We start from the raw sequence: 26,486 nt of genomic DNA on the forward strand, positions 1-26,486 counted from the left end.
CGCGGACATCGTCCACGCCTCCGACCGGGGCACCCACGGCGTCAACATCACCATCGACGACGGGCCGGATCCCGTGTGGACGCCGCAGGTGCTCGAGGTGCTGCGGGACAACGGCGTGAAGGCCACGTTCTGCATGGTGGGCACGCAGGCCCAGGCGCATCCGGACCTGGTCAAGGCGGTGGTGGCGGCCGGGCACCGGTTGTGTGACCACACGGTCTCCCACGACACCGCCATGGACAAGAAGCCCGAGGCCTACCAGTCGCAGCAGATCCTGGACGCCGAACGCGCGATCACCCAGGCGTCCGGGGGCGTTCGGCCGCAGTACTACCGGGCCCCGGGCGGCGCCTTCACGCCCTACAGCCGCCACCTCGCCGCATCCCACGGGATGCGGCCACTGGGCTGGAACGTCGATTCCAAGGACTTCGAGCGTCCCGGCACCGCCGCCATCGTGGCCACCGTCAAGAGCGAGATCCACAACGGTCCGACGCTCCTCTTCCACGACGCGGGCGGGGACCGTTCCCAGACCGTGGCCGCCCTGCGTGAGATCCTGCCGTGGCTCAAGCAGCAGGGGTACTCCTTCGGCTTCCCCGTCCGCTGAACACCGCGTACGGGGACGGGAAGTCCGAGCCGGCGGCTGCCGAGTTCGTCGGTTCGGCGTCGATGCGTCCACGGTGCCGTCCTTCGCCGGCGCGCGGGCCGGCGTCACACGGCAGGGCGTGACAGCGGAGCGAGCTGGTCGGCGACCGGCGTCGGCGCGCGGCTCGTTCAGTGGCGTGCGTAGGCGTCCGTCGCCGCCACCAGTGCGTCCGCCATGCCGGGTGCCCCCGTCGTGTGTCCCACGTCGTCCACCACGAGCAGCTCGCTGTCCGGCCAGGCGCGGTGGAGCCGCCATACCGTGCCGAGCAGATTGCCGAAGTCCAGGCTGCCCTGGACCAGAGTGCCGGGAATGCCTCTCAGGAGGTGGGCGTCGCGGAGTATGACGCCCTCGTCGTTGCCGTCGCCCAGGAAGTGGTCGTTGCCCCAGTAGTGGGTGACCGTCCGGGCGAAGCCCATGCGGAACACGGGGTCCTCGTAGCGCTCGACGGATCGCGGCGGCGCCGGGATCGTCGCCGTCTCCCAGTCGGTCCATGCCCGCGCCGCGCGGGACCGTACCTCGGGATCCGGTGACTCGATCAGCCGGTTGCAGGCCGCCGCGAGGTTTCCCTCCCGGTCGTCCTCGGGCAGCGCGGCCAAAAAGCGCTGGAAGGCGTCCGGGAAGAACTGCCCGAGTCCCCTTGTGAGCAGGGCCACTTCCCGGTTCGAGCCCGTGGCGACCGCGGTCAGGACCAGTTCCGACACCGCCTGCGGGTGCGTCTGGGCGTAGCGGAGCCCGAGCACCGAGCCCCACGACACACCCCACACGAGCCATCGTCCGATTCCCAGGTGCCGCCGCAGCCGCTCCAGGTCGGCGATGAGGTGGGCCGTCGTGTTGACGCTCATGTCGGTGTCGTACGCGCTCGAGTGCGGGGTGGAACGGCCGCAGCCGCGTTGGTCGAGCAGCACGATGCGGTACGCCGCCGGATCGCAGTACCGCCGGTATCCCGCCCCGCATCCCGAACCCGGACCGCCGTGCAGCATGACCGCGGGCTTGCCGCGCGGGTTCCCGCAGACCTCCCAGTAGACGTGGTTGCCGTCACCCACGTCGAGCATGCCGTGGTCGTACGGTTCGATCTCCGGATACAGGCCCATCGCAGCACCGTAAGGCCTGCCACCGCACCGTCGCCGCCCTTTTCACCGTGGCCGCGCGGTCCGCGCCCGGCGGTTTGTGCCGGGCGGCCGTTGTGTGCGCTGCGGCTCGGCATCCCTCGCGCGGATCACAACGTCTAGGATTGCACTGAAGATCCGGGTATACCCCTGCCCGAGCAGTCGTCGGATCGCCAGTCGAGCCGCACCCGATCCGTGGTCTTGATCAGGCTCTGCCAGGAGTTCGCGTGAACAGGCCGTGTGAAGGGATCCGCCGGGGCTGCCGCCCGGTCCCGGGAGGCGCCCTGGCGTGCCGGTCCCCTCGCGCGGGTTGCCCGCCGTCCCTGCTCCGTGCCGGTGGGAGCGTGCCATGAGACTCCTGGCGCGCCGGGAGGCCGAAAGCCGCCGGGCGCCGCGGCTCAGCAGCACCGGCCTGCAGATGCCGCGTCCGCCTGTGTGGCTGCGCTGGCTGCCGGCGATCTACGTCGCGGGTGTCCTTGTGCTCGAGCCGGTCACTCCGGTGCAGTGGCCGGTGAGCTTTCTGCTGATCGCCCTCCCCGTGGTCGCCGCGTACGCCCACGGTCCTGCCGCCGTCGCCGCCATCACGGTGTTCGCCGTCGGGTTCGAGGCTCTGCTGGCCGGCACCCCGTGCTGCGCGGGCCGTGCCGTGGGGTACCTGTGGGAGCGCCACTACGTGGCCTCGTACATCTCCACCGTGCTGGTCGGCGTCCTGGGCACGATCATGGCCGCGAGCCGAACGCGCCGGGAGCGCACCCTGGCGACCGTACGGTCCGTGGCCGAGACCGCACAGCGTGTGCTGTTGCGCCCGGTGCCGCGGCGCCTCGGGCAGGTGTCGATCGAGACGCTGTACCTGTCCGCCGCCGCGGAGGCACGGATCGGTGGTGATCTTTACGAGGCGGTGCCCACCGCGCACGGGGTGCGCCTCCTCATCGGTGACGTCCGGGGCAAGGGTCTGGTGGCGGTGGAGACGGCCGCCACGATGCTCGGCGCCTTCCGTGAGGCCGCCCATGACGAGCCCGACCTGGCCGGGGTGGCGCGCCGGGTCGAGAGGAGCATGACCCGCAGGGCCACGGAGCTCGCGGGCAGCGACGTGGCGGAACGCTTCGTCACCGCGGTGTTCGCCGAGGTCCCCGATCACGAGCCCGTGGTCCGCATCGTCAACTGCGGCCACCCCCCTCCCCTGCTCATCGGCCCGAACGGGGTCACCGAACTGGATTCTGCCGATCCCTCACCCCCCATCAACCTCGGTGTTCTGGTCGGGGACGACTACCACGTCGAGGTGAGCCCCTTCCGTCCCGGCGAACAGTTGCTGCTGTACACCGATGGCGTCACGGAGACGCGCGACCGTACGGGGGCGTTCTACCCGCTGGCCGAGCGGATCCGGTCGTGGGGCGCTCTCCCTCCCGGTGAGCTTCTCGACCGACTGCACCAGGATCTGCTGGCCTACAGCGACGCGAACCTCGACGACGACACCGCCGCGCTCGCCGCCTACCGTCTTCCCGGTGACCTCCACGGGGAGACCGGACCGCACCGGCGGTGACCGTCGGGGCGCCGCCGTGGCCGGTCAGGGGCTGCTGGTGACGCCGATGATCGAGGACATGATCCGGTCCTGGGGGGTGGTCGGCACATGGAAGAAGCCGTTGTTGCAGCCGAGCCGCAGCACCGCGGCACGGTCCGCGACGGCCTTGACGTCTCCCATGTTGTGGCTGATGAGGATGACACCGACCCCGTGCTCGCGCAGTTCGTCGACCAGGTCGAGGACGTGGCCGGCCTGCTGGATGCCGAGTGACGCGGTCGGCTCGTCCAGGAGGACGGCCTTCGGTTCGCCCAGCAGTGCCCGGGAGATCGCGACGGTCTGCCGCTGCCCTGCCGACAGGGAGGCGATCGGGGCGCGCATGTCGGGGACTCGTATGCCCATGGCGTCCAGCTGTCGGCGCGCCTCCCTGCGCATGCCACCCTTGTCCATCAGCCGCAGGAAACGGCCCAGGGCGCCGGGGTGCCTCTGTTCGCGGCCGAGGTAGAGGTTCTCGGCGACATCGAGGCCGTCGCACAGGGCCAGGTTCTGGTACACCGTCGCGATGCCCAGGTGCCGGGCGGCCCGGGGCGTCCTGATCTGCACGGCCTGGCCCTCCCACTCGATGACGCCCTGGTCGGCGGGGACGACGCCCGCGATGATCCGGACGAGAGTGGACTTGCCCGCGCCGTTGTCCCCCAGGAGGGCGACGACCTCCCCCCGGTGGACCTCCAGCTCGACGTCCTTGAGTGCCTGGACGGCGCCGAACCGCTTGGAGATGCGGCGCAGCGCCAGCAGAGGCGGCTCAGTCACGTGAACCTCACCTTCTGCGTACGGCGGGGTGACGCCGTACGGCCGGACTGATCACCAGGGTATCCGAGCGACGCCCCATCGGGATGAATCAGACATGGAGTGGTAATAGTCCATCCAATCCCCCTTACCTCCACATTTGCTAATAATCTCAGCTCATGATGGAGAGCACGGAGGATCGTGTGACGCCGGCCCCGGCCGGAGGAGGGCTGACCCATGACACACGACCGTGCGGGCCACGAACGCGCCCGGCGGCGCCGTCGGCGAGGGGTGACACTCCTCCTGGTGGGGGCGCTCGTCAGCGGTGCCGCCGCCTGCGCCGGGGGTAACGGCAGTGATGGCCAGGGGGCACATCGGATCACCATCGGCCTGGTGACCAAGACCGAGGCCAATCCGTTCTTCGTGGCGCTGCGCCATGCCGCCACGGCCGCGGCGCACAGGAACGACGCCCGGTTGATCGCTCTCGCCGGCAAGTTCGACGGGGACAACGAGGGCCAGGTGAACGCCATGGAGAGCCTCATCGCGCGCGGTGTGAACGGCATTCTCATCACACCGTCGAACACGACGGGGATCCTGGGCGCGATCAGGGAGGCGCGTCGGCAGGGCATCCTGGTGATCGCGCTGGACACCGCGACGCAGCCGGAGAACGCGGTCGACGCCACGTACGCGACGGACAACTTCAAGGCCGGTCGCCTGCAGGGGGCGTATGTCAGGGCAGTGCTCGCCGGCCGGGCTCCCAAGGTGTTCATGCTGGACGGCACGCCTGGCTCGGAGGTCAGCCAGGACCGCCACGACGGCTTCCTCGACGGCTTCGGACTCAAGGACGGCTCACCGGCGATCGTCGGCCAGGCGAACGCCAACGGCGACCGGAACACGGCGCAGGCCGCGACGGAGAACCTCCTGCTGCGCACGAGTGACGTCAACACCATCTACACCATCAACGAACCGGTGGCGGCCGGCGCGTACGAGGCCCTCATGGACCGGGGACTGACCCGCCAGGTGACCATCGGCTCCATCGACGGCTCATGTGACGGGGTCCGTGACGTCAAGGCGGGCACCCTCGCGGCGACCGTCATGCAGTTCCCGGTCAGGATGGCGACCGACGGCGTGGACGCCGTGATCGCTTTTGCCAGGAGCGGGAAGCGGCCGTCCGGCTTCACGGACACGGGCACGGTGCTCATCACGGACAGGCAGGTGCGCGGTGTGCCGTCGCAGAGCACGGCGTGGGGGCTCAAGCACTGCTGGGGATGACGTACTCCAGTCACCTGGTCACCGAGCGGGTCGAAGGGATCGGAACAGCACATGAGGTCACCCGTCACCACCCCCGCCGCCGGCGGTGATGCGCGCCCCCGGCCGCGGGACATGCTGCGGTACGCCTTCCGCACGCCGGCCGTCGGCCCGCTGGCCGCTCTGGTCGTCGCCGTGGTGGCGTTCGCGGTCACCACGGAGACGTTCCTGACACCGCAGAACCTGTCGCTGGTGCTGCAGCAGTCCATCGTGGTCGGCACACTGGCGCTGGGCCAGTCACTGATCATCCTCACCGCGGGCATCGACCTCGCGAACGGCGCGATCGCGGTGCTCGGCACGATCGTCATGGCCAAACTGGCCTTCGACGGCGGCAATCCCGTGACGGCGCTGGTGCTCGGCCTGACCGCGGCGACCTTCGTCGGGCTGGTGAACGGACTGCTCGTGTCCCGGCTGCGCCTGCCGCCCTTCATCGTGACCCTGGGGGCGCTGACCGTCGTCTACGCCGCCGCCAGACTGTACTCGCAGTCCCGCAGCTATCCGGTGACCTCCGGCCTGCTCGTCTTCTGGGGCAACGGTCTCGGCATCGGCGGTGTGTTCCTCACCTGGGGGACCTTTCTGCTCGTCGGCCTGTACGGGTTCTTCTGGTACGTCCTCACCCAGACCGCGTGGGGCCGGCACATCTACGCCGTCGGCAACGCACCGGAGTCCGCCCGCCTGACCGGCATCGACGTACGGCGCACGCTTCTCTCGGTCTACGTCACAGCCGGGTTGCTGTACGGCGTCGCCGCCTGGCAGTCCCTCGGCCGTATCCCGAACGCCGACCCGAACTCGTACCAGACGGCGAACCTGGAGAGCATCACCGCGGTCGTCCTCGGCGGCACCAGCCTCTTCGGCGGCCGCGGAAGCGTGATCGGCACGCTCATCGGGGCGCTCATCGTCAATGTGCTGCGTTCCGGGCTCACCCAGGCGGGTATCGACAGCCTCTACCAGGATGTGGCGACCGGAACCCTCGTGGTCGTGGCGGTCGGTGTGGACCAGATCCTGCGCAGGAGCGGCCCGCGGTGATGCGGGGCGCGTCACGGCCGATTGACTGACGTCAGCGTGCTCCCGTCGGTGTGTCCTCGAGTCCGACGGGCGGGTGAGTGTCCGCTGCTGGGGCAGCACTGCAGCTGACGGCTCGTCACACCAGGTGAGCGCCGCCGTGCCGGTACGTTCGCCGTCGCTCCGCGCCGGCGCCTGGGCGGGCCCGCTCCCGATCCGCAGTACCGTCCGCACCCCTCGGCGCAGGCGGCGGCCTTGTCCGTGGAGCAGTCCCAGGACGATCGCCGCGGCCACCGCGATCAGGTGCTCCCGGCCGGCCAGGTTCGGTATGGCGATGGACTCCCACACCATCGACCCGCCGGTGAGGGTGAACACGACGGGGGCGCGCCGGACGACGGCGAGGTAGGTGAACAGTCCCACGACCGCGGCGGACGGTCCCGTGTCGAGCACCCGCCCGATCTCGGGCGGCAGTCCAAGTCCCCACCAGCCCGGCCCGAGCGCGATCATCACCCGTACGGTCAGGGTGCCGGCGAGTGTGGTCGCATACGCGACGACCAGTGTGCGGGCGCGGCCCAACGCCAGTTCCGCCAGGGCGAAGGCGAGGAACAACTGGGTGATGCCGGCCCAGACCGGCAGGTCCAGGGCCGGGACGTACAGCGAAACAGGGGTGCGTAACAGAGCCAGCCACAACGGCAGGTCGGCGTAGACACCACCCAGGAGCCGTACCGCCACAGCGCCGGTCGGATGCTGTGCGACCGCGTGGAAGAAGATCACACCGAAGGCCGCGACGAAGGCCAGCACGAGCCCGGACAGCCCGCGCCGCAGCAGTTGCCGTACCGGGTCGACGACGATACCGTGCCACTCACCCCGCACCGTGCGCACGATGAACAGCAGGGCGCGGCGCAGTGCGGCGGCCACTCTCTCCCGGCCGCCGTCGCCCGTGACGGACGGCGCCGTACCGCCGCGTGGTCCGCTGCCCCGTGTGCCGTGGTCATCGGCACGGTTGTGAGGCCCTTCCACCCCTTGACGCAAGGACTTCCCCCCCAACGCCCCCAGAACGCACAATTGTACGGGTCTGAAATCTAGCCCCCCGTCCCGGTAATGCCGGGTTGCGGACCCCGTGTCGCGGTGGGCGGTTGGGGTCTGCGGCCGTCACGGCCGGGCTTCTTGCCACCCCTCGGCGTTGTGGGGATTCTGCACACCATCGGCACCCGACCCACCACGCCACACCGGAGCCGCCCATGAGCGCCGTCGTCTGGATCACCGAAGGGACCTGGCCCGCCTGCGTGGACGCCGCGCTCGGCCGCGCCGCCCCCGGTGAGGAGATCGTGCTGCTGTACGTGCGCGACGACACGGTCGCCGAGACGGCGCACGGCGCGTTCGCCGGGCTCCTCGGCCGTGGTCGTCCCGAGCGGGATCCCGGGCACCGGATCGAGGGGCTGTCGGAGTCGGCCGCGCGGCGCCTGCTGGATGCCGCGGCGCGGCGTCTGGGGCGCCCGGCCCGTCAGGTCCTCACCCATGGCCGTACGGAGCGGGAGGTCGTCGAGGAGGCCACCGGCGCGGATCTGCTGATCTGCGCACGGGACGGCGACCGTTCCCGGCTCGGCCCGCACAGCCTCGGCCCTGCCACTCGCTTCGTCGTCGACCACGCCCCCTGTCCTGTTCTACTGGTGTGGCCGGAGGAGGTCCCGTCGACGGAGTTGCCGTCGCCTCCGCCGCCTCATCGCTGACCGACCGTGTCACCGAGACCCGGACAGACCGGAACCCCGGCCCGATTCCGGCGGGCCGGGGTTCTCGTTCTCCATGACAGGCGGTGACTCGGTCAGTCCCAGTCGCGGCCGTTGTCGTGGTCCTTGCCGCCGTGGTCGTGGTCGTTGTCGTGGCCGTAGTCGTTGCCGTAGTCGCAGCGGTCGTAACCGTCGCCGTCACCGTCACCGTAGCCGTAGCCGCCGCCGCCGCGGCGGTCGCAGATCACTCGGAAGCTGCCCACCACGCCGTGCTTGACCTTCACGCCGCCGTGGACGTGACGGGGACGCACGCCATCGCTCTGGCTCCACGGGCCGACGATGGCGATGGGAGCGCCGTTGTCACAGGTGACCCCGCTGAAGACCTCGACGGTCTTGTGGCTGTCGTTGACGATGTTCAGGCTGTTGGAACCGAGGCCGCTGACGATGGTGACGCAGCCGTCCACCACAGCCGGGTAGTCCCGCTCGTTGATGTGGATCTTGCCGAGGTGGTGGCGGTGGTGCCGGTAGTGGTGCTCGTGGTGCTCGTTGCCCTCGTTGCCCTTGCCGTTGTTGTTGTTGTCGTTGTTGTTGTTTCCGTTGTTGTTGTTCCCGTTGCCTTCGAGGGCGGCGGCCGGGGCGGCGGCCTGCTGGACGACAGCGGCCGAGCGGGCCGGCTCGGAGGCGGCCGAGGCGTAGGTGATACCGGTGGCCACCAGGGCCGCACCAGCCGCGATCGCGGCGGTCACTGCAGTGGAACGCGTTGCCATGTCACTTCTCCTGTCTCAGACACGTCGGCTGTGAACCGATGCGAGACTGAAGTTACATATCGCCGCGAAGTCGGATCGATTCGACATACCGACCATATGACGAACAACCCTGTCGGAGTAACGGTTCATCATCTGCCCTTGGGGGCAGCAGACCTTGGGCGCGGGCTTGAGCACCGGATTCGGCCGCTGATGAGGCGTCAGCACCGCCCGCCGCTGATGACTGACAGACCAACCGAGGAACAAGTGGCTCCCCGCGCTCGTACCATCTGTGCACCGGGGGGACACCGTGCAGCAACATCGCCGTAGGCGAGGAAAGGTGGGTCACGCCATGTCCGAGACCACGACCGCGACTTCCGAACTGACGTCGCAGTACGCCGCCCAAGTGGCCGGCGATCTCGAGCGCAATGTGAAGGAGCAGGAGCGCATCAGCGCCGAAATCACGGCTTTGCAGGAGCAGTTGGCGACACTGCAGCACGACCACGCGGTGCTCGTGACCATGCAGAACGCACTCGGTATCCCGACCGCACCCGTGGAGCCCGTCGCCGCGCCCGAGAGCGCCACGGTGCCCGCTCCGCGGAAGAAGTCCACGGCCGGAACCGGCACGGGCAAGCAGCCGCAGGCGAAGAAGAAGGCCGCCGCCGGGCGGACACGCACGACGGGCCGGAAGGCCGTCGGCAAGAAGGCCGCGGGCAAGGAGACGGAAGCCACGAAGGCGGAGACCAGCAAGACGGAGCTAGGGAAGACGGAGGCAGCGAAGACGGGTCAGCCCACACTGGTCGAACTCGTGCGCGCCCACCTCAGCGAGCAGAGTGAGCCGCGTTCCGCCGCGGAGGTCGCCGGCGCGCTCGGTGAGGCCCATCCCGAGCGTGGCATCAAGACCACCGTCGTGCGGTCCACGCTCGAAGGGCTGGTGGCCAAGAATCAGGCCCAGCGCACCAAGCAGGGAACCGCTGTCTTCTACACCGCACCGGACGCCGCCGACACGACCACGGCGAACGAAGCCGAGGACGGCCCGGAGCAGAACCAGTAGGACCGCCCGGCAAGGCCCGTGTCACCTTCCGGCGATCACTGGGGTCGCCGGTATGGGCATGATGCGCGTGACGCTGACAGCGGGCGTCGAACGGCGGGAAGTCAACTGTCGCCCGGGAGTTGGCGGACCGACTCGGGTTCGCGCACCGGCCGGCGCGGGCAGCCGGGAAGGCCGTGGTGGGCACCGGAGCGGGAGGTGCCGGCGCTTGTGAGCGAACCCTACTCGTCCTCACGGTCGAGGAGTTGACCGAGTCCGAGCTCCGTCACTGCGCCAAGAAGCGGTGGCGGCAGGCCGGTCGGCGAGGTGGTCGACGCCGTGCGTCACGCCGTCACGTGCGGGATCAGGAGGTGAGCCTCGCCGAGGACGATCTGCCGTTCGGACGCGTCCCGGTGGCGGGCCTTCCCGCACGGCGGCTTGCTGGTGCCAGAAGGCACCAGAGGGAGTGAGCCGCGTATGACCGAGATCCGGGCAGGGCAGCAGGCGTTGCAGACCCCGCGGGCCGCCGGGCTGGCCGGAGTCGTGTTCGCGCTGCTGCTCGCGGCGGCCATGGTGCTGATCCGGCTGTCGATCCCCCAGGGCGCGGAGTCGGACACTCTGCAGGGGCTCACGGACCCCACGCGGCGCAGCGCGGTGAAGGCCGCGCTCGCGCTGGTGCCCTTGGCCGGTATCTGCTTCCTGTGGTTCATGGGGGCGCTGCGGGCCCGTATGGGTGAGGCCGAGGACCAGTTCCTCGCCACCGTGTTCCTCGGCAGCGGGCTGGTCTTCGTGGCGACGCTGTTCGGGGTGGCCGCCGCGGCCGCGGGTGTGCTGGCCACCACGGACGCTCCCGGCGGCACTCCCGGCCTGCCCGCCTGGAATTTCGGCCGCCACCTCGCGTACACGCTGCTGACCGAGTACGCGACGCGGATGGCGGCGGTCTTCACCTGCTCCACATCGGTCATCTGCCATCGCCTGAGACTGCTGCCGCGGTGGCTCAGTCTGCTGGGTTTCCTCACCTTCCTGACACTGCTGTTCGTCTCGGCGGGTGTGCCCTGGTCGGAGCTGGTGTTCCCGGCGTGGTCGCTGCTCGTCGGCGCCTTCGTCTTCGCTGCGGGCCGAAGCCCCCGCCCGGGCACCGCCGCGGCGTCGTAGCGGGCACCCGGACGGTCACTCCTTCGGCGCGCCTCGACGGGCGCGTCACCGTCCGGCCCGGCGATGCTGGTGTGGGGGAGCTGACCGCCGTCCGACGGTTGCGCCGCGCAACAGCGGCGTCCCGCGGACCTGGCCGCCGAAGGGGCGGAGGGCTCATGAGGCTTGTCGTCGATCTCAACAGGTGTCAGGGATACGCGCAGTGCGCGTTCCTCGCACCCGATGTCTTCGCGCTGCACGGCGAGGAGTCGCTGGTCTACGACCCCCACGCCGATGAGGGGCAGCGGGAGAGACTTGCCCGCGCCGTGGCGGCCTGCCCGGTGCAGGCCATCCTGGCCGACGGGCTGGACGACGTGGGCACGGAGCCCGCCGTAGCCGGGCAGGAGCCGCCCCATGCCCGCTGAGGACTTCCTTCAATGGCTCAGACGCGAGGGCCGCATCGTCATCGTGGGCGCCTCGCTGGCGGGGCTGCGGGCTGCCGAGACCCTGCGCGCCGAGGGCTTCGCCGGTTCGCTCACCATGATCGGTGACGAGCCGTACGAGCCCTACGACCGGCCACCGCTGTCGAAGGCGGTGCTGCTCGGCAAGGCGTCACCGCACCGCACCGACCTGCCCCGGCGCCTCGAGATCGACGCCAAGTGGCGCCTGGGTGTCGCGGCGACCGGCCTCGACATGACGGCCAAACGGGTACGGCTGGCCGACGGGGACGAGGTGGAGTACGACCGGCTGCTGATCGCCACCGGTGTGCGTGCCCGGCCCTGGCCGAAGGAGTCGGAGGCCCAACTGGACGGCGTCTTCGTGCTGCGCACGCGCGACGACGCGGCCGCGCTCCTACGGAGGCTGCAGGCCTCCCCGCGCCGGGTGTTCGTCATCGGTGCCGGATTCACCGGTTCGGAGATCGCCTCCGCCTGCCGGGAGCAGGGCGTCCCGGTGACCCTCGCGGAGCGCGGGGGCGCACCGCTGGTGGGTGCCCTCGGCGGGGTGATCGGCGCGGTGGCCGCGGAGCTGCAGCGGGAGAACGGTGTGGACCTGCGGACCGGCGTCATGGTCACCGCGCTTGAGGGCGACTCGATGGGCCGGGTGCGGGCCGCCCATCTGTCCGACGGCAGCGTCGTCGAGACGGACGTCGTGGTCGTCTGCCTCGGCGCGACCCGCAACACCGAATGGCTGGAGGGCTCCGGGCTCGGTGCGGGGCCCCGGGGCATCGCCTGCGACGCGGGCTGCCGGGCCTTCGACTTCAGGGGCATCGTGACCGACGACGTCTATGTCGCCGGCGATGTGGCCCGCTCTCCGCATCCGCTGTTCGGCTATCAGTTCCTGTCGCTGGAGCACTGGGGCAACGCCGTCGCACAGGCCGAGGTGGCCGCCCACAACATGATCAGCAGCGGTGCGGACCGGCGTCCGCACCTGTGGGTGCCGGCCTTCTGGTCGTCGCAGTTCGGTGTGAACATCAAGTCGGTCGGTGTCCCGTCCATGGGCGAACAGATCATGATCACTCAAGGGTCCCTGGCCGAGCGCCGGTTCGTCGCGGCGTACGGCTACCAGGGCCGGGTCATCGCCGCGGTGAGCTTCGACAACACCCGCTGGCTCCAGTTCTACGAGCGGCTGATCGAGACGGCCACGCCGTTCCCCCTGGAGTTCCCGACGGTCGACCGCCGTCCCGAGGGCCGCCAGCCGGTGCCCGCCGACTTCCCGGACCCTTCCCTGCCGACACACGGCCCGACCGTGACGCTCAGCGGTTACTCGCCGAGCGACCGCCGTCTGGTGTTCACCCCGGCCCGCCACTGACCGTCTCCGGTCCCCGCGCCTCCCCGCCCTGACGGACTCCACGCCCTAGGACCCCTCATGACGCACGCCTCGCTCCTGCACCGGATCACCGATTACGCCAACCGCGCGAACCCCTATCCGCTGTACGAGGAGCTCCGGAGGACTCCGGTGCTGCACGAGGAGGACGACGGTCCCTACCTCGTGGGCTCGTACTGGGACATCCTGGGCCTGCTGCATGATCCGCGGATCAGCTCCGACGCCGGCAACCTCGCCGCGGCGGGAGCCGACGAAGGCGTCGGAGCGGAGGAGACGGGCCTGCCGCCGAGCTTCATCCGGCTCGACCCCCCGGAGCACGACCGGCTGCGGCGGATCGCCAACCGGTCCTTCGGGCCGCCGCACTGCCCGCGCCGGATCGACGCGATGCGCGGTGAACTGGCCGGGATCGTCGCCGGGTTGATCGACGGCATCGGGGACGCGCGGCAGATCGATGTGGTGGACCAGTTCGCGTACCCCTTCCCGGTGACCGTCATCTGCAGGCTGCTCGGGGTACCGCGCGAGGACGAACCGCGCTTTCGTGCCTGGGTCGAACCGATCGTCGCCAGTCTGGATCCGCAGACGCAGACGGGTGAGAACGAGGCGGAACGCCTGCAGTCCACGCGCGAGGCGCGCGTGCAACTGGGCCTGTATCTGGCGGAGCTGGTCGAGCAACGCAGGAGGGAACCCGGGAACGACATGCTGTCCGAGCTGGTGACGAGCCACGGCCCGGACGGCCCGATGACGACGATGGAGGTGCTCAGCACCTCGGTGCTGCTGCTGATCGCGGGCCACGAGACGACGGTCAACCTGATCACCAACGGCATGCTCACTCTGCTGCGGTACCCGGAGTACCTGCGCAAACTGCGCGACGACCCCGGCCTGGCCGTCAGCATCGTGGAGGAACTGCTGCGTTACGAACCTCCGGTGCAGCTGGTGCCGCAGCGGACCTGTATCGCGGACATCGAGGTGCGCGGGGTCACGATTCCGAAGGGTTCGAGGATCTGGCTCGTCCTGGCCGCGGGCAACCGGGATCCGGAGCGGTTCGAGGACCCCGACCGGTTCGATCCGTACCGGGGCGACATCCAGCACCTCGGTTTCGGCAGCGGCATCCACTCCTGCTTCGGCGCTCCGCTGGCCCGGCTGGAGGCACAGATCGCGCTGTCCGAACTGGCCCGCAGGCTCGACGATCCCCGTCTCCTCGAGGACCCGCCGCCCTACCGGCAGAACGCGGTGCTGCGCGGGCCGCGCCATCTGGCCGTCGGCTTCGACGGTCTGCGTCCCTAGGGGCGTCCGGCAGTCGCCACCGGCCGCGCCGGTGGAGTGGTCCTACGCGGTCGGGTTACCCGCCGACCCATGACACGGCTGCTGAAACGGGAAGACAAGGATCACCGGGCGCGTCACGGCCACGGGCGGGGTGCGGCGGGCCGCCGCACCGAGCCCGCCGCGGATTCCGCCACCGCGCCGCCCGGGCCGGACCCGGAGGTGGAGCGCAGGGCCCCGGACGCGCCGACCGAGCTGCCCCGGCGCTCGTGGTGGGCTGTGTTCAGGGGGACGCTGCGCGAGTTCGGGAACGACGAACTGACCGACCGGGCCGCGGCCCTGACCTACTACGGGGTGCTGTCCCTCTTCCCGGCCCTGCTCGTGCTGGTGTCCCTGCTGGACATCGCCGGGCGGTCGGCGACCGACGAGGTGCTGGCCAACCTCAAACAGTTCGCCCCGGGTGCGGCCCGCGACATCGTCACCCGGGCCGTGGCGCAGTTGCAGGGACACAGCGGCGCCGGGTCGGTGATGGCGTTCGTGGGCCTGGCGCTGGCGCTGTGGTCGGCGTCGGGTTACATCGGCGCGTTCATCCGCACCGCGAACGCCGTCTACGACATCCCCGAGGGCCGGCCCCTGTGGAAGGTCCTGCCGCTGCGGCTGGCCGTCACCGTCCTGATCATGGTGCTGGCCCTGTCGAGCGCGCTGATCGTGGTGTTCACCGGCGGGCTGGCGCACCAGGTGGGCACGGCACTGGGGATCGGGCACACGGCGCTCGTGGTGTGGTCGATCGCCAAGTGGCCCGTGCTCGTCGCCCTGGTGACGATCATGCTGGCGATCCTGTACTGGGCCACGCCGAACGCCAAGGTCCACGGCTTCAGGTGGATCACACCGGGCAGCGTGCTGGCGCTCGTGCTCTGGGTGGGCGCGTCCGGTGGGTTCGCGGTCTACGTCGCCGCGTTCTCCTCGTACAACAAGACCTACGGCACCATGGCGGGCGTCATCGTCTTCCTGGTGTGGCTGTGGATGGGCAATCTGGCGATCCTGCTGGGCCTGGAGTTCGACGCGGAGACGGCGCGGCAGCGGGCGATCGCCGGCGGTCTTCCCCCCGACCAGGAGCCGTACACCGAACCACGTGACACCCGCGCGTGGGACGAGGAGGACCGGCGCCGCGTGGACTGACGAAAGGCTCGCCCCCGGCAAGGCCCCGTTGCCCGACCGTCGTTCTGGATGTCCGGGAACGGATGTCGGAAGGGAGCGAACCCCCGGACCGGTTCGATCATCTTCCCTGGGGGACCCTGGCGTTCCCGGTCGGTCGCAGGGGACAGGAGCCGAAAGGAAGGCCCGTGCCGGTCATCAGTCAGCGGGTGCACCTGGTGCTGCTCGCCGCCTGGACAATCGTCTGGTTCGCCGTGGTGGAGCGGCACGGCGGGTTCTCCTGGCACTATCTGCAGCAGGGCGGGAAACTGCTGTATCAGGGCGCGGGCCGCGACGACGGCGGTCTCAACCTGTACGCGCACCACCCCGAGCTCCAGATGGGGCCGCTCAGCTTCCTGGTGGCGGGTCTGTTCAACCCCTTCCCCGACGACCTCGGACAGTTCCTGGCCGCGGCCCTGATGTCCCTGCTCGGTCTGGTGATCCTGGTACTCGCCGGACGCAGCGCCGCCTGGTACTTCCTGGGCACCGGGACCAACCACCAGCGGCTGCGGCAGCGCGTGCTGATCGCGGGCCTGGCCTTCATACCCATGTGGATCGAGGTGTCGGTCCGCTTCGGGCACCTCGACGACGTCCTCGCGCTGTTCTTCACCGCCCTGGCCGTACGCTCGGTCACCCTCGGCAACGCGGTGGGGGCCGGCGTCTTCATGGCCCTGGCCATGGACTCCAAACCGACGGCGCTGGCCTTCCTGCCGCTGCTGCTCGCGCTGCCGAGACACCAGTGGCTGCGGGCCGGGCTGTGGTGCGCGGGCCTGGTCGCGGTCGTCTGGCTGCCGTTCTTCATCGGCTCCCCGCACACGATGGCGGCGGCGCACTTCACCATCCCCAACCAGCCTGCGTCCGCGCTGCGCTGGCTCGGCGTCGGCGATCCCCAGACACCACCCTGGGACCGCCCCGCGCAGGCCGTGCTGGGTCTGACGCTCGGCTGCGTCGCCGTCTGGCGCGGCCGCTGGGCCGCGGTGGTCCTGCTCGGCGCCAACGCGCGGATCGTGCTGGACCCCAGCGTCTACACGTACTACACCGCGTCCGTCCTGCTGGGCACGCTGCTGTGGGACGTGATCGGCCAGCGGCGCCTCGTGCCCTGGTGGAGTTGGATCGCGCTGCTCACGCTGTACGGCAGTGTGTTCGTCGTACCCGACGACTCGGCCCGCGGACTGATCCGTCTGGGCTTCGTGGCCGTCTCCACGGCGTATGTCCTGTTCTGGCCGGTACGCGATCGCGGCGACCGGCGCTCCCGCGGCCGGAGCCGGCCGCGACCGCCGACCATGCCACCGGCGCGGCGGAGCCCGGAGGTGACCCGCGGCGAGCCGGAGGCGACACTCGGCTGACCTGCAAACAAAGCGCCCCGGCCGCCCGGGAGGCGGTCGGGGCGCTCTGCGGTGGGACGGTGTCAGCTGGACGGGCCACCGACGTCGCCGGGCTGGATGCGCCCGCGCCAGGCGCCGGACTCGCCGCCACGCTGCTCGATGAACTCCTTGAAGCGGCGCATGTCTCCCTTGACGCGCCGGTCGATCACTCCCAGCATGTCCGCGGTCTTCTCCGCGGCTCCGCCGGGTTCCACGTCCATCACGAGCTCCACGCGGGTGTGGGAGTCGTCCAGGCGCTGGAAGCGGACCGAACCCTTCTGCCGGGTGTCGCCGCTGGTGGTACGCCAGGTGATCCGCTCGTCGGGGAGCTGGTCGACGATCTCGGTGTCGAACTCCCGCCGCACTCCGCCGATCTTGGTGGTCCAGTGGTTGTGGCGGTCGTCGAGCTGCGTGACCTCCTCGACGCCCTCCATGAAGTTCGGGAACTCCTCGAACTGCGTCCACTGGTTGTAGGCCGTGCGAACCGGAACGTCGACTTCCACCGTTTCCTTGACCGTGCTCATCTGCGCCTCCTTCTCACTGATCGACCGCAGCGGGGTGTCGGCCCGCCGCATGGATCTCGGCACATTGCGGCGGGTACCCAAGGTCCGTCCGTTTACAGCTGCGGGACGACATCGGTGCGCGGGGCGAGGTGAGCGGCACGCGAGGGCCGCTTCACCGGCGGCGAGGCGGGGTGGGAAGGCATGGGCTCCCCGCCCGGGCCGGGCACTGGTGATCACCCCCACCCTCACCCTGTCGCTCGCCGGCCCCGGCTGACGGGCGGCGCCGGCTCACCGACCGGTCCACGGCCGCGACCGACTTCGCCAAGGCATACCTGCTCGCCCGGTCCGGCACCGGGATGGACGGGGTCGAACACCCCCGCGTGCTGCCGACGCGCTGACCGGGACCAGGTGCGGACGCGGTGTCCGCGGCCCCACCCGGGGGTTTTCCGTTTGTTCACCCAAGCGACATCACAAGTGCTCCTCCATGGCACCCGTCGCCACGGGAAGACCTGCATTGTCGGATATCGGACACCCGCATCCGAGCACAGAAAGTCGACCGACATGGGCCAGATTCTTGTAGCCGTCGCGACGAAGATCGGCGCCGCGCTGGCCGAGGCGCTCATCCTGCGCCTTGTGTGGCAGCTGTGGGCCGCGTACGCGCGGCACCAGCGCACGGCCACCGCACCGACCGCCGCCTGACACGCAACGACCGCCACGGCCCGCCGCGGCACACGCAGCCACACGCAGGCGCCCGGCAGCGGTGCCGCCGCCGGGCGCCGTCGCCGGGTCGCCTCAGGCCGTCCTCCTCGCCGAGGCACGGCTCCCACCGTTGTGCCCGGCCGCCGTTTCGGCACCACGGTCGTGCGTCCTGCCGCCGCGCAGCAGCCAGGTGGCTCCGCCGACGGCCAGCGCCACCGGCCAGTCCAGAGCCCCCGCGACCGCCATCGCGGTCAGCCCCCCGTAGAACACCAGGTCCTTGCCGGACGGCGCGCCGGGCATCCGCGCCGTCGCCTCCCTGGCGGTGCTGGTCAGGTCGTCCCTCGTGATGTACGGAATCCTCAGCGAGGGGTGCACCGTACGCGTGTGGAGGTGCAGGCCACCCCCCTCGTGCGCATGGGTTTCCGCCGGCTGCCTCCGGGTCTCTTCCTGCGGTGCCGTCGCCGCTGTTCTGGCCATCCCCCTGCCCTCCTCTCACGGAGTCGGTGTGGTGTGCCACTTCAATTCTCGCGCGCCCCGCTCGGCGTGCGCTCTGCGATCCGGTGGGAATAGGAGGTTTGTCAGCATTCAGGTTGAAGTCGGCGGTTTGCGGCTACTCGCGTTATCCGGAGCGGGTGTCGGGCCGCAGGGAGCGGGTGATGCGCTGTGGCACTGCCGGGAGGGCGACTGCTGCGGTCCGTCGTGTCCTCCGCCACCGCCTCGCTGTGGGACGGCACACGCACACGAGTACGCCGGTTCGAAGGGCGCCTCCACATCGCCGTGCGCGGCCTGAGCCACGGCGAGCTGCCCCATGCCTCGGCTGCGAGGCTGGCCGAGGAGGTGGAGCGGCGGCTCACCGGGGTGCCGGGCGTGACCTGGGCCGTGGCGAACACCGTGCTCGGGCACGCCGTGGTCGGCACGGACGACTCCTTCGACCCCGAGGAACTGGTGCCGGCCCTGATCGACGTGGTCGAGGAGCTGGAGGAGGCCCACGGGCTCGAGCACCCCCTGCCCGACCATCCGGCCTCCGGCCGTACGACCCGGCGAGCGTCCCTGGCCGTGGCCGTGCAGGTGGCGGCCGCCCCCCTGGCCGCCGTGACGGGCCTGGCCCGCCGGGCGCCGCTCCCGTCGTCGGTCACGGCTCTCATCCCCCTCGTCGACGTGCACCCGAGGCTGCGGGCGGTGGTGGACCGGGCGATCGGCACCGACAACGCCAATGTGCTGCTGCCCCTGCTGGGGGCGGTGGGCCATGCGGGCTCGGGAGGTGTGGTCGGGGTCGTCGTGGACACCGTCCGGCACACCCTGCGGGTGCTGGAGGCGAACGCGGAAGCCGCCGCCTGGGCCGCGGCCGAGCCGCGCCTGGCCGGCAGTCCCACGACCGGATCCCATGGCCCCGTGCCCGCCCCACCGCCCCGTGAGACACCGCTTCGGCCGGGGGCGGTCGAGCGCTACGCCGACCAGGCCGTCCTGGTCGCGGCGGCGTCGTTCGCCGGTTCGCTGCTGGTCACCCGGCGCCCGGCCAGGGCCGCCGGCGGTGCGCTCGCGGCGATCCCCAAGGCACCGTTGCTGGCCCGCGAAGGCTTCGCCTGTGCCCTCGGCCGGGGCCTGGCCCGCAGGGGCGTTCTCGTGGCGGACTCCGGCGCGCTGCGCAGGCTGGACCGGATCGGCACCGTGCTCCTGGACACCGGCGTTCTGGCCACCGGATCCCATGTACTGGCCGATCTGGTGCCCCTCGACGACGACGCGCCCGTGGGCGACCTCGCCGCGCGGGCACACCGGCTCTTCGACGGCTCCGCGCCCGGCAAGCCCGCCCGTGACGGCGAATGGGCCCTGGGCCCGGTCGAGCACCTGTCCGTGCAGGGGCGCACCGGAGCGCGCGAGCGGGAGCGGATGCACCGCGACGGGGCACGGCTCGTGCTGGGGCTCGCACACGGGCGGCGGCTGCTCGCCGTGATCAGTGCGGTGCCGCAGATGCACGACGCCGCCGGGGCCTTCGTCCCCGCGGCGCACGCCGCCGGGCTGCGCGTCGTGGTCGCCGGGGCGCACACCGCCGACCCGGCCGTGCGCGAGGCCCACGCGGTGCGCGCGGCGGACGAACGACTGGTGGACTGCGTACGGGACCTCCAGCGTGATGGAGAAGGGGTGCTGCTGATCTCCCGGGACCGGGCGGCCCTGAGCGCGGCCGACGTAGGGGTCGGTGTCGTCGGCCCGGAGGGGTCGCCGCCCTGGGGCGCGCATCTGTACGTGGACGCCGCGGCGGCGGCCGTCGTCATCGTGCGGGCCTGCCGCGGTGCCCGCGACAGTGCGCGGCGCGGAGTCCGGATCGCGGAGGCGGCCGCCGCCGTCGGTGCGACGGCGGCGCTGGCCGGGCGGTCGGGGCGGCCCGCGGCGCGCGGCGTGACGGCGTTCAACGCGGCGGGCGCCCTCGCCACCTGCACCGGAGTCTGGTCGGCCGTACGAGTGCTGCGGCGTCCTTCCCCGGTGACCGCCGCGTCCCGTCGCCCCTGGCACGCGATGGACCCGGGCACCGTCCTCGAGCGGACCGGGAGCGCCGAGGCCGGGCTGACGGACGAGGAGGCGCAGGCGCGGGGCACCGCACCCGGCGAGCGGGCCCCCACGTCGTCGCCCGTGCGGGCGTACCTCACCGAGATGGCCAACCCGCTCACGCCCGTCCTCGGCGCCGGGGCGGCCATGTCGGCGTCGGTGGGCGCCGTCCTCGACGCCGTCGTCATCGTGGCGGTCACCGCCGTGTCCGGGCTCGTCGGCGGGTTCCAGCGCTACCGGACCGACCGGGCGGTGGCCCGGCTGCGCCGCGAGTCGGGCGTGATGGCCCGGGTGCTGCGGGACGAGCGGGAGACCACCGTGCCCGCCCACAAGCTGGTCGTGGGCGATGTCGTGGTGCTGAGCGCCGGCGATGTCGTACCCGCGGACGCGCGCCTGCTGGAGGCGCACCACCTGGAGACCGACGAGTCGGCACTCACCGGCGAGTCGCTGCCGGTGGCCAAGGCCGTCGCGCCCGTGCTGGCCTCGGACGTCGCGGAGCGCACGTCCATGGTGTACGAGGGCACCACCGTCGCGGCCGGCCGCTGCCGCGCGGTCGTCGTCGCGACCGGTACGGAGACGGAGGCCAGCCGGGCCGCGGTGTTGGGCCGGGGCGCGGCCATGCCGGCCGTCGGGGTGGAGCGCAGGCTGGCACGGATCACCCGCGGCACACTGCCCGTGGCCCTCGGCTCGGCCGCCGCGGTGATGGTGGCCGGAACGCTGCGCGGACGCTCGACGCGGGAGACGGTGGGCGCGGGGGTGGGACTGGCCGTGGCCAGTGTCCCGGAGGGACTGCCGTTCCTGGTGTCGGCGGCCCAACTCGCCTCCGCCCGCAGGCTTTCCGCACGGGGCGCCCTGGTCAGGGATCCCCGTACGATCGAGGCGGCCGGCCGTACCGACGTCCTGTGCTTCGACAAGACCGGAACCCTCACTCACGGTCGGATCTCCCTCGTCGCCGTCTCGGCGGACGGCGAGAGCCGATCCCTGGAATCCCTCGGCGACGAGCAACGTGCCGTCCTCGCCGCCGCGTTGCGGGCCACCCCTCACCCGCACGGCGGCGCCGGGTTCGAGCACGCGACCGACGGGGCCGTCACCGCCGGCGCGCACGAGGCGGGCGTGCGACGGACGACGGACGTGCCCGGCTGGCGGCGTGTCTCCGGCCTGCCGTTCGAGCCGAGCCGCGGCTTCCACGCCACGATGGGCCGGATCGGGGAACGCCGGATCCTGTCGGTGAAGGGGGCGCCGGAGGAGGTCGTCGAGCGCTGCGCCACCCGGGGCGGCCGGCCGCTGGACGAGCGGGAGCGCGCGGACGTGCTCTCCGCCGGCGAGAAGCTGGCGGCCGAGGGCCATCGCATCCTCGCCGTCGCGGAGCTGCGGGAGGCGGCCGGCGAGGAGCTGAGGGACGAGACGGTGCGTGGGCTGGACTTCGTCGGGTTCCTGGCCTTCGCCGACCGCGTGCGCGGCACCGCCGCGGAGGCGGTGCGCCACCTGGTGGAGTCCGGGGTGCACATCGTGATGATCACCGGGGACCACCCGGGCACTGCCGGGGCGATGGCCTCCGAACTGGGCGTCCTGGACGGCAGGCGGGTGGTGACCGGCACCGAACTCGACGACCTGGACGACCGGGCGCTGGATGCCCTGCTGCCCGATGTCGGGGTCGTCGCGCGAGGTACTCCCGTGCACAAGGTGCGTGTGGTGCAGGCGTTCCAGCGGCTGGGACGCACCGTCGCGATGACCGGGGACGGCGCCAACGACGCGCCCGCGATCCGGCTCGCGGACGTCGGCATCGCGTTCGGGACGCGCGCCACGCCGGCGGCGCGTGCGGCGGCCGACCTGGTGGTCACGGACGACCGGCTCGAGACGGTGCTCGCCGCTCTGGTGGAGGGCCGCGCCATGTGGGCGTCCGTGCGGCAGGCGCTGGCGATCCTGGTCGGCGGCAACCTGGGCGAGATCGCCTTCACCCTCCTCGGCGCGGCCGCCACCGGGACCTCGCCGCTGACAGCCCGTCAACTCCTGCTGGTGAACCTGTTCACGGACCTGGCTCCGGCCATGGCGGTCGCCCTGCGCCCGCCGCGCCCCGAGGCCGCCGAGCGGATGCTGCACGAGGGACCGGAGGTCTCCCTGGGCACGGCCCTGACCGAGGAGACCGTGTGCCGGGCCGTCGCCACCGCTCTCGGCGCGACCGCCGCCTGGATCGTCGCCCGGTTCACCGGCCGCGCCGTGCGCGCCCGTACGGTCGCCCTCGTCGCGCTGGTGGGCACACAGCTCGGGCAGACGCTGCTGGCCGGTGGCCGCAGCGGGGCGATCGTCGGCTCCTCCCTCGGTTCGCTGGCGGCGCTCGCGGCCGTGGTGCAGACGCCGGTGCTCAGCCAGTTCTTCGGCTGCACGCCGCTCGGCCCGTTCGCCTGGGGCATCGCGCTGTCCACCGCGGCGGCGGCGACGGTGAGTTCGCTGTTCCTGCCGCCGCTGGTCGGCCGCATCCGGGCCGCGCTTCCGCGGCCGCTGCCGGCCGTCGCCGGGGCGTAGACGGTAGCCGACGGAACACCTTCCGGAGCGTCAAAACCTTTTCTTGAACGTCAAGATGAAAATCACACCGACGTCTTGGACATTTCGCGGCTCAATCTTCACGCGAGGCACACAAGTTGGCTAGGTTGTCCGACAGGCCGCACGACTCCCTCCGGCGAACCTCGCCGGGTCGCGCGGCCTCCGCCAAGGGCACGGGCCACAGAGCACGCCTTCCGGAGCCTCCAGCCCGACCCTCCCCCAGTGCCCGAACGGCCTGGGGGCGCCGCACGGCCGACCCGGCAGGCGGAGCACGGAAGGAGTACGTCCCCATGGCGCAGCGCGACTCCGAGGGGCCGAGCCGCGAGGAGGTCCAGCGGCGGATCCAGAGCCTCTACGACCGGGCCGAGACCGCCACCGGGAACTTCAACGCGACCCGCGCGATGTCGACGGGGAGCCGCAGGCGCACCGACCCGTTCGCCGGCAGGCAGCGCAGGCGCAATGATCCCGTGCTCGACGATGTCGCCCGGGAGTGGTTCGACGCGGCGCGCGCGAGGCTGGGCCCGACCGTTCCGGCGGTGCTGCCGGCGGACAGGATGCCGGGTGGGGCGGCCGGGGACCGGCCCGTGATCCCGGCGAGGCGGCCGGGGAACGAACTGCCCGCGCTCGAGCGGGCGAGCGCGGACCGGCCGGTCCGGGAACTGACCGCCGGGCCGGCTTCCGGGTCGGACCGGCCTGTCCGGGAGTTGACCGCCGGGCCGGTGGCGGAGTTGACGGCAGGTTCCCCGGCCATGTCTCCTGCCGCGCCGGCGTCGCGGCAGGAGACGCCGCGGGCCCTGCCGGGGGCTCCCGGCGAGCCGGCGCGGTCGACGCCGACCACCGCCAAGGAGCGGAGCTGGCGCAAGCTCGCCGCGGCCCGGGAGATGCTGGACCGGCATGCGGCGCAGCAGGGCCCGGCGGGCGGCACCTGGGCAACCCCGGAAACGCTCGCTGACAGCGGGCGGGCCTGGCAGCGGGGGCGGACGGCCGGTGTCCCCGCGGTCCTGCCGAGTGTGTCCCCGGCCGCGGCCCTCACCGCCGTTCCTTCTGCCGTGGCCCCCTGCCCATCCCGCCGTCCCCGGACACGTCGACCGCGCTCGCCGTGCCGGCACCCCCGGCCACCGAGCCCGGCCCAGCCGCCACGCCCCCCTTCGCCATGCCCGCCTTCGCCACGTCGGCGCCCCCCGTCACCGCTCCCGTTCCGACCACCCCGATGCCGCTCACCGGTCCGGACACCCTCGCCGCCACGGCCCCTCTCGCCATCCCGGCGCCCGCCCCGGGCCCCGCGCCCGTCGCCCCCGCGCTTCCGGTCGCCGACGCCTTCGTCGGCGTGGCCGATGCGGGGTACGGCACCAAGGCCGCGAAGGCGCTCGCCTTCGCCCGGGCGCAGATCGGCAAACCGTGCGTGTGGGGTGCCTCCGGGCCCGACTCCTACGACGCCCCGGGCCTGGCCCAGGCCGCCTGGAAGGCCGCCGGGGTCGTGCTGCCCCGCTCCGCACCCGATCAGGCGGCCACGGGCGCGCCCGTCTCCCTCACCGCTCTCCAGCCGGGGGACCTGGTCTTCTTCGATGACGGCGCCGGCCATGTCGGCATCTGCACCGGCAACGGCATGATGATCCACGCGCCGGGCCCGGGAGCCTACGTCCGCGAGGAGTCCCTCCACCACGCCGGCCGGTCGGCGATCCACGGGGCGGTGCGGCCCGCCTGAGGCCGGGGCGCCCCGGCCTCAGCGTGCCCGGCGTTGCCGCCGCCAGGTCTCGTAGTGGTCCAGCAGCGTCTCCTCGATCGGGCGGTAGGTGATGCCCAGTTCGCGCACGCTCCTGCTGTTGTCCACACGGAAGCGGATGCCGAGGTGCTTGCGGATGTAGTCCTGGGTCAGCCCGAACGCGGGGCCCAGGACGCGTACCGGCCAGTGCGGGAGCGCGGTACGGGGCAGGCGAAGGTCGCGGGGGTACCGGGTGCGGATGATGCGGGACATCTCGTGGAAGGACGTCATCGTCTCGGCGGCGGCGATGTACCGGCCCTTCGCCGAGGGGTGCTCCGCGGCGGCGATGTGCGCGTCGGCCACGTCGCGGAGCCCGGCCGGAGCAGGTCCGCCTCGAAGAGGGTCAGCCGGCCGGGGAACTCCTGCTGGAGCCTGTGCAACGGCAGCACCTTGGCCGAGTGCGCGGCGCTGCGTACCGTGGCGTGCACCTGGTAGTCCCGCTCCAGCAGCCGTCGTACCAGATGGCTTCCGACGAATCCGCTGCCGCCGGTCACCACAGCCTTCCTCGCCCCGTCCGCGCTCACGCTGTCACCTCTCGACGCCTGCCCTGACGCATCGGACGGCGGAACGATACGCGCGGCCCGGCGTATCCACGAGACCCTGCGCCGACGTGCGGCGGGCCGCTCGGCGTAGGAGCGTTGGGGGTGTGCGAAGCGTGCGTGCCGTGCCGGGGCGCCGGGAGACCGACAGCCGGAGCTGGCTGCGCGGGGCGCCGCCCCCGCGGTCGGTGCGGGCGCTGCCGCTGGCGCTGCTGGTCTTCGTGTGCGTCGCCACGCTCGTCGCCCCCGAGCCCCTGGACATCGGCTTCCTGCTCGGCGCCATTCCGCCGCTCGCCGTGCTGTCCTACGGGCCGTCGACGACCGCCGTGCTCGGCGTCCTGGTCATCGCCCTCCAGCACATCCGGGTCTTCCATCTGGACCACCCCGGCAACACCGACCTGCTCACCATCAGCTTCGTGGCGCTGCTGAGCGTGTTCGTGTCGTATGTGCGCAGCCGCCGTGACGCCCAGCTCGACCTGGAACGCACCGTCGCCGAGGCCGCCCAGCGCGCCCTCGCGCCCCCGCTGCCGCCGCGGGTCGGACCGGTCCGGTGCACCGGGCTGTACCGCGCCGCGCAGCGCGGGACGCTCGTCGGCGGCGACTTCTACGACGTGCGGCCGGGGCGTGCCGGGATACGGGCGGTGATGGGCGATGTCCAGGGCCACGGACTGTCGGCCGTGGCGACGGTCGCGTCGCTGCTGGGCGCGTTCCGGGAGGCCGTACTCGACCAGCCCGACCTGCCGTCGGTCGCCGCGTGCCTCGACCGCAGGCTCCTGGTGGACTCGGGGGACGCCAGGCTCGGGGAACTGTTCGCGACCGTGGTGCTGCTCGAGTTCACCCCCGACGCCCGTACCGTACGGATCATCGTCTGCGGCAGTCCCGCGCCGGTTCTGCTCCAGGACGGAAAGGCCACGGAGGTGCAGGTCACACCGGGAACACCGCTCGGGCTCGGCCTGCCCCAGGCGGGCGGGTACGACGAGACCATCTGTCCGCTCCAGCGGGGGGACCGGCTGTTCCTCGCCTCCGACGGCATCTGGGAGGCCAGGGACTCCAGCGGCGCGTTCTATCCGCTGCTCGACCGGCTTCCCCGCCTCGCCGACGACGACCCCGAGGTCATGACCGAGCGCGTGTGGACCGATCTCCTGGAACACTGCGGCAGCGTCCGGGACGATGTGACGATGCTCCTGCTGACCCCGGAGCCGAAAGCCATAAGTCCGCCTTATGAGGTCATAGAGCGGACCCGCGTACCAAGTTAGGATTGCCTTAGCTTAGG

Annotated in this window: 24 protein-coding genes and 1 pseudogene; 16 read left to right on the forward strand and 9 right to left on the reverse strand. The window is 71.9% G+C overall.

Going from position 1 to position 26,486, the window contains the following annotated elements; genetic code table 11:
- On the forward strand, positions 1 to 598 hold a 598-nt coding region (locus C3488_RS24825; protein WP_103842955.1), incomplete at its 5' end, for a polysaccharide deacetylase family protein.
- A gap of 167 nt (positions 599 to 765) precedes the next feature.
- Here the strand turns inward: C3488_RS24825 and pip are convergent.
- Positions 766 to 1,728, reverse strand: coding sequence for a prolyl aminopeptidase (pip, locus tag C3488_RS24830; protein ID WP_103842957.1), 963 nt, complete (start codon positions 1,726 to 1,728; stop codon positions 766 to 768).
- A gap of 364 nt (positions 1,729 to 2,092) precedes the next feature.
- On the opposite strand from pip, the gene C3488_RS24835 reads away from it, so the two are divergent.
- Positions 2,093 to 3,283, forward strand: a complete 1,191-nt coding sequence (locus C3488_RS24835; protein ID WP_258053630.1) for a PP2C family protein-serine/threonine phosphatase — start codon at positions 2,093 to 2,095, stop codon at positions 3,281 to 3,283.
- A 24-nt stretch (positions 3,284 to 3,307) separates the two neighbouring features.
- Here the strand turns inward: C3488_RS24835 and C3488_RS24840 are convergent, their stop codons facing one another.
- Positions 3,308 to 4,069, reverse strand: coding sequence for an ATP-binding cassette domain-containing protein (locus tag C3488_RS24840; protein WP_103842959.1), 762 nt, complete (start codon positions 4,067 to 4,069; stop codon positions 3,308 to 3,310).
- 213 nt (positions 4,070 to 4,282) lie between these two features.
- On the opposite strand from C3488_RS24840, the gene C3488_RS24845 reads away from it, so the two are divergent.
- Both C3488_RS24845 and C3488_RS24850 read left to right on the forward strand, forming a co-directional pair.
- A complete protein-coding gene (locus tag C3488_RS24845) occupies positions 4,283 to 5,317 on the forward strand; it encodes a substrate-binding domain-containing protein (protein WP_103842961.1) in 1,035 nt (344 codons plus the stop codon).
- A 51-nt stretch (positions 5,318 to 5,368) separates the two neighbouring features.
- Positions 5,369 to 6,379 carry an ABC transporter permease gene (locus C3488_RS24850; RefSeq protein ID WP_103842963.1) on the forward strand — a complete coding sequence of 337 codons (1,011 nt, stop codon included), beginning with the start codon at positions 5,369 to 5,371 and terminating at the stop codon, positions 6,377 to 6,379.
- A gap of 150 nt (positions 6,380 to 6,529) precedes the next feature.
- On the opposite strand, the pseudogene C3488_RS41780 reads toward C3488_RS24850, so the two are convergent.
- Positions 6,530 to 7,246, reverse strand: a pseudogene (locus tag C3488_RS41780) (hypothetical protein); the annotation flags it as partial.
- Between the two features lie 350 nt (positions 7,247 to 7,596).
- On the opposite strand from C3488_RS41780, the gene C3488_RS24860 reads away from it, so the two are divergent.
- Entirely contained in the window at positions 7,597 to 8,085 is a 489-nt protein-coding gene (locus C3488_RS24860) for a universal stress protein (protein WP_103842965.1), read from the forward strand.
- Between the two features lie 92 nt (positions 8,086 to 8,177).
- Here the strand turns inward: C3488_RS24860 and C3488_RS24865 are convergent, their stop codons facing one another.
- On the reverse strand, positions 8,178 to 8,849 hold the full coding sequence (locus C3488_RS24865; protein ID WP_181139182.1) for a hypothetical protein: 672 nt from the start codon (positions 8,847 to 8,849) through the stop codon (positions 8,178 to 8,180).
- A 328-nt stretch (positions 8,850 to 9,177) separates the two neighbouring features.
- On the opposite strand from C3488_RS24865, the gene C3488_RS24870 reads away from it, so the two are divergent.
- From C3488_RS24870 to C3488_RS24900, 7 genes are all read left to right on the forward strand, one after another.
- On the forward strand, positions 9,178 to 9,879 hold the full coding sequence (locus C3488_RS24870; RefSeq protein WP_103842967.1) for a hypothetical protein: 702 nt from the start codon (positions 9,178 to 9,180) through the stop codon (positions 9,877 to 9,879).
- A gap of 453 nt (positions 9,880 to 10,332) precedes the next feature.
- The gene (locus C3488_RS24875; RefSeq protein ID WP_103842969.1) at positions 10,333 to 11,010 is read left to right on the forward strand and encodes a hypothetical protein; all 678 of its coding nucleotides are present in this window, start codon (positions 10,333 to 10,335) and stop codon (positions 11,008 to 11,010) included.
- A 155-nt stretch (positions 11,011 to 11,165) separates the two neighbouring features.
- Entirely contained in the window at positions 11,166 to 11,411 is a 246-nt protein-coding gene (locus tag C3488_RS24880; protein WP_103842971.1) for a ferredoxin, read from the forward strand.
- Entirely contained in the window at positions 11,401 to 12,795 is a 1,395-nt protein-coding gene (locus C3488_RS24885; RefSeq protein WP_103842973.1) for an NAD(P)/FAD-dependent oxidoreductase, read from the forward strand. The genes C3488_RS24880 and C3488_RS24885 overlap by 11 nt, the downstream gene beginning before the upstream one ends.
- Before the next feature lie 57 nt (positions 12,796 to 12,852).
- On the forward strand, positions 12,853 to 14,094 hold the full coding sequence (locus tag C3488_RS24890; protein WP_103842975.1) for a cytochrome P450: 1,242 nt from the start codon (positions 12,853 to 12,855) through the stop codon (positions 14,092 to 14,094).
- A 69-nt stretch (positions 14,095 to 14,163) separates the two neighbouring features.
- A complete protein-coding gene (locus tag C3488_RS24895) occupies positions 14,164 to 15,249 on the forward strand; it encodes a YihY/virulence factor BrkB family protein (protein ID WP_103842977.1) in 1,086 nt (361 codons plus the stop codon).
- Between the two features lie 164 nt (positions 15,250 to 15,413).
- Positions 15,414 to 16,610, forward strand: coding sequence for a hypothetical protein (locus C3488_RS24900; RefSeq protein WP_258053632.1), 1,197 nt, complete (start codon positions 15,414 to 15,416; stop codon positions 16,608 to 16,610).
- Positions 16,611 to 16,672: 62 nt separating this feature from the next.
- On the opposite strand, the gene C3488_RS24905 is transcribed toward C3488_RS24900, so the two are convergent.
- A complete protein-coding gene (locus C3488_RS24905) occupies positions 16,673 to 17,152 on the reverse strand; it encodes an SRPBCC family protein (RefSeq protein ID WP_103843016.1) in 480 nt (159 codons plus the stop codon).
- 540 nt (positions 17,153 to 17,692) lie between these two features.
- Between C3488_RS24905 and C3488_RS40725 the strand changes: the two genes are divergently transcribed.
- Complete coding sequence (locus tag C3488_RS40725) at positions 17,693 to 17,830, forward strand: hypothetical protein (protein ID WP_181139183.1); 138 nt, start codon at positions 17,693 to 17,695, stop codon at positions 17,828 to 17,830.
- A 93-nt stretch (positions 17,831 to 17,923) separates the two neighbouring features.
- Here C3488_RS40725 and C3488_RS24910 read toward each other — a convergent pair whose 3' ends face one another.
- On the reverse strand, positions 17,924 to 18,307 hold the full coding sequence (locus tag C3488_RS24910) for a hypothetical protein (RefSeq protein ID WP_103842979.1): 384 nt from the start codon (positions 18,305 to 18,307) through the stop codon (positions 17,924 to 17,926).
- 186 nt (positions 18,308 to 18,493) lie between these two features.
- On the opposite strand from C3488_RS24910, the gene C3488_RS24915 reads away from it, so the two are divergent.
- Entirely contained in the window at positions 18,494 to 22,894 is a 4,401-nt protein-coding gene (locus C3488_RS24915; RefSeq protein WP_103842981.1) for a cation-transporting P-type ATPase, read from the forward strand.
- A gap of 370 nt (positions 22,895 to 23,264) precedes the next feature.
- Here the strand turns inward: C3488_RS24915 and C3488_RS24920 are convergent, their stop codons facing one another.
- On the reverse strand, positions 23,265 to 23,663 hold the full coding sequence (locus C3488_RS24920) for a hypothetical protein (protein ID WP_103842983.1): 399 nt from the start codon (positions 23,661 to 23,663) through the stop codon (positions 23,265 to 23,267).
- 348 nt (positions 23,664 to 24,011) lie between these two features.
- On the opposite strand from C3488_RS24920, the gene C3488_RS42690 reads away from it, so the two are divergent.
- On the forward strand, positions 24,012 to 24,617 hold the full coding sequence (locus tag C3488_RS42690; protein ID WP_374955453.1) for a C40 family peptidase: 606 nt from the start codon (positions 24,012 to 24,014) through the stop codon (positions 24,615 to 24,617).
- A gap of 18 nt (positions 24,618 to 24,635) precedes the next feature.
- Here C3488_RS42690 and C3488_RS42695 read toward each other — a convergent pair whose 3' ends face one another.
- On the reverse strand, positions 24,636 to 24,977 hold the full coding sequence (locus C3488_RS42695) for a hypothetical protein (protein ID WP_374955454.1): 342 nt from the start codon (positions 24,975 to 24,977) through the stop codon (positions 24,636 to 24,638).
- Positions 24,902 to 25,198 (reverse strand): GDP-mannose 4,6-dehydratase, encoded by a 297-nt coding sequence (locus C3488_RS42700; protein ID WP_374955455.1) that lies wholly within the window; start codon positions 25,196 to 25,198, stop codon positions 24,902 to 24,904. Before C3488_RS42700 ends, C3488_RS42695 begins: the two co-directional genes overlap by 76 nt.
- A 122-nt stretch (positions 25,199 to 25,320) precedes the next feature.
- Between C3488_RS42700 and C3488_RS24935 the strand changes: the two genes are divergently transcribed.
- A complete protein-coding gene (locus tag C3488_RS24935; RefSeq protein WP_103842987.1) occupies positions 25,321 to 26,469 on the forward strand; it encodes a PP2C family protein-serine/threonine phosphatase in 1,149 nt (382 codons plus the stop codon).
- Positions 26,470 to 26,486 lie beyond the last annotated feature (17 nt).

This window comes from Streptomyces sp. Ru72 (genome assembly GCF_002920635.1).
In the GTDB taxonomy this organism is placed as follows: Bacteria; Actinomycetota; Actinomycetes; order Streptomycetales; family Streptomycetaceae; genus Streptomyces.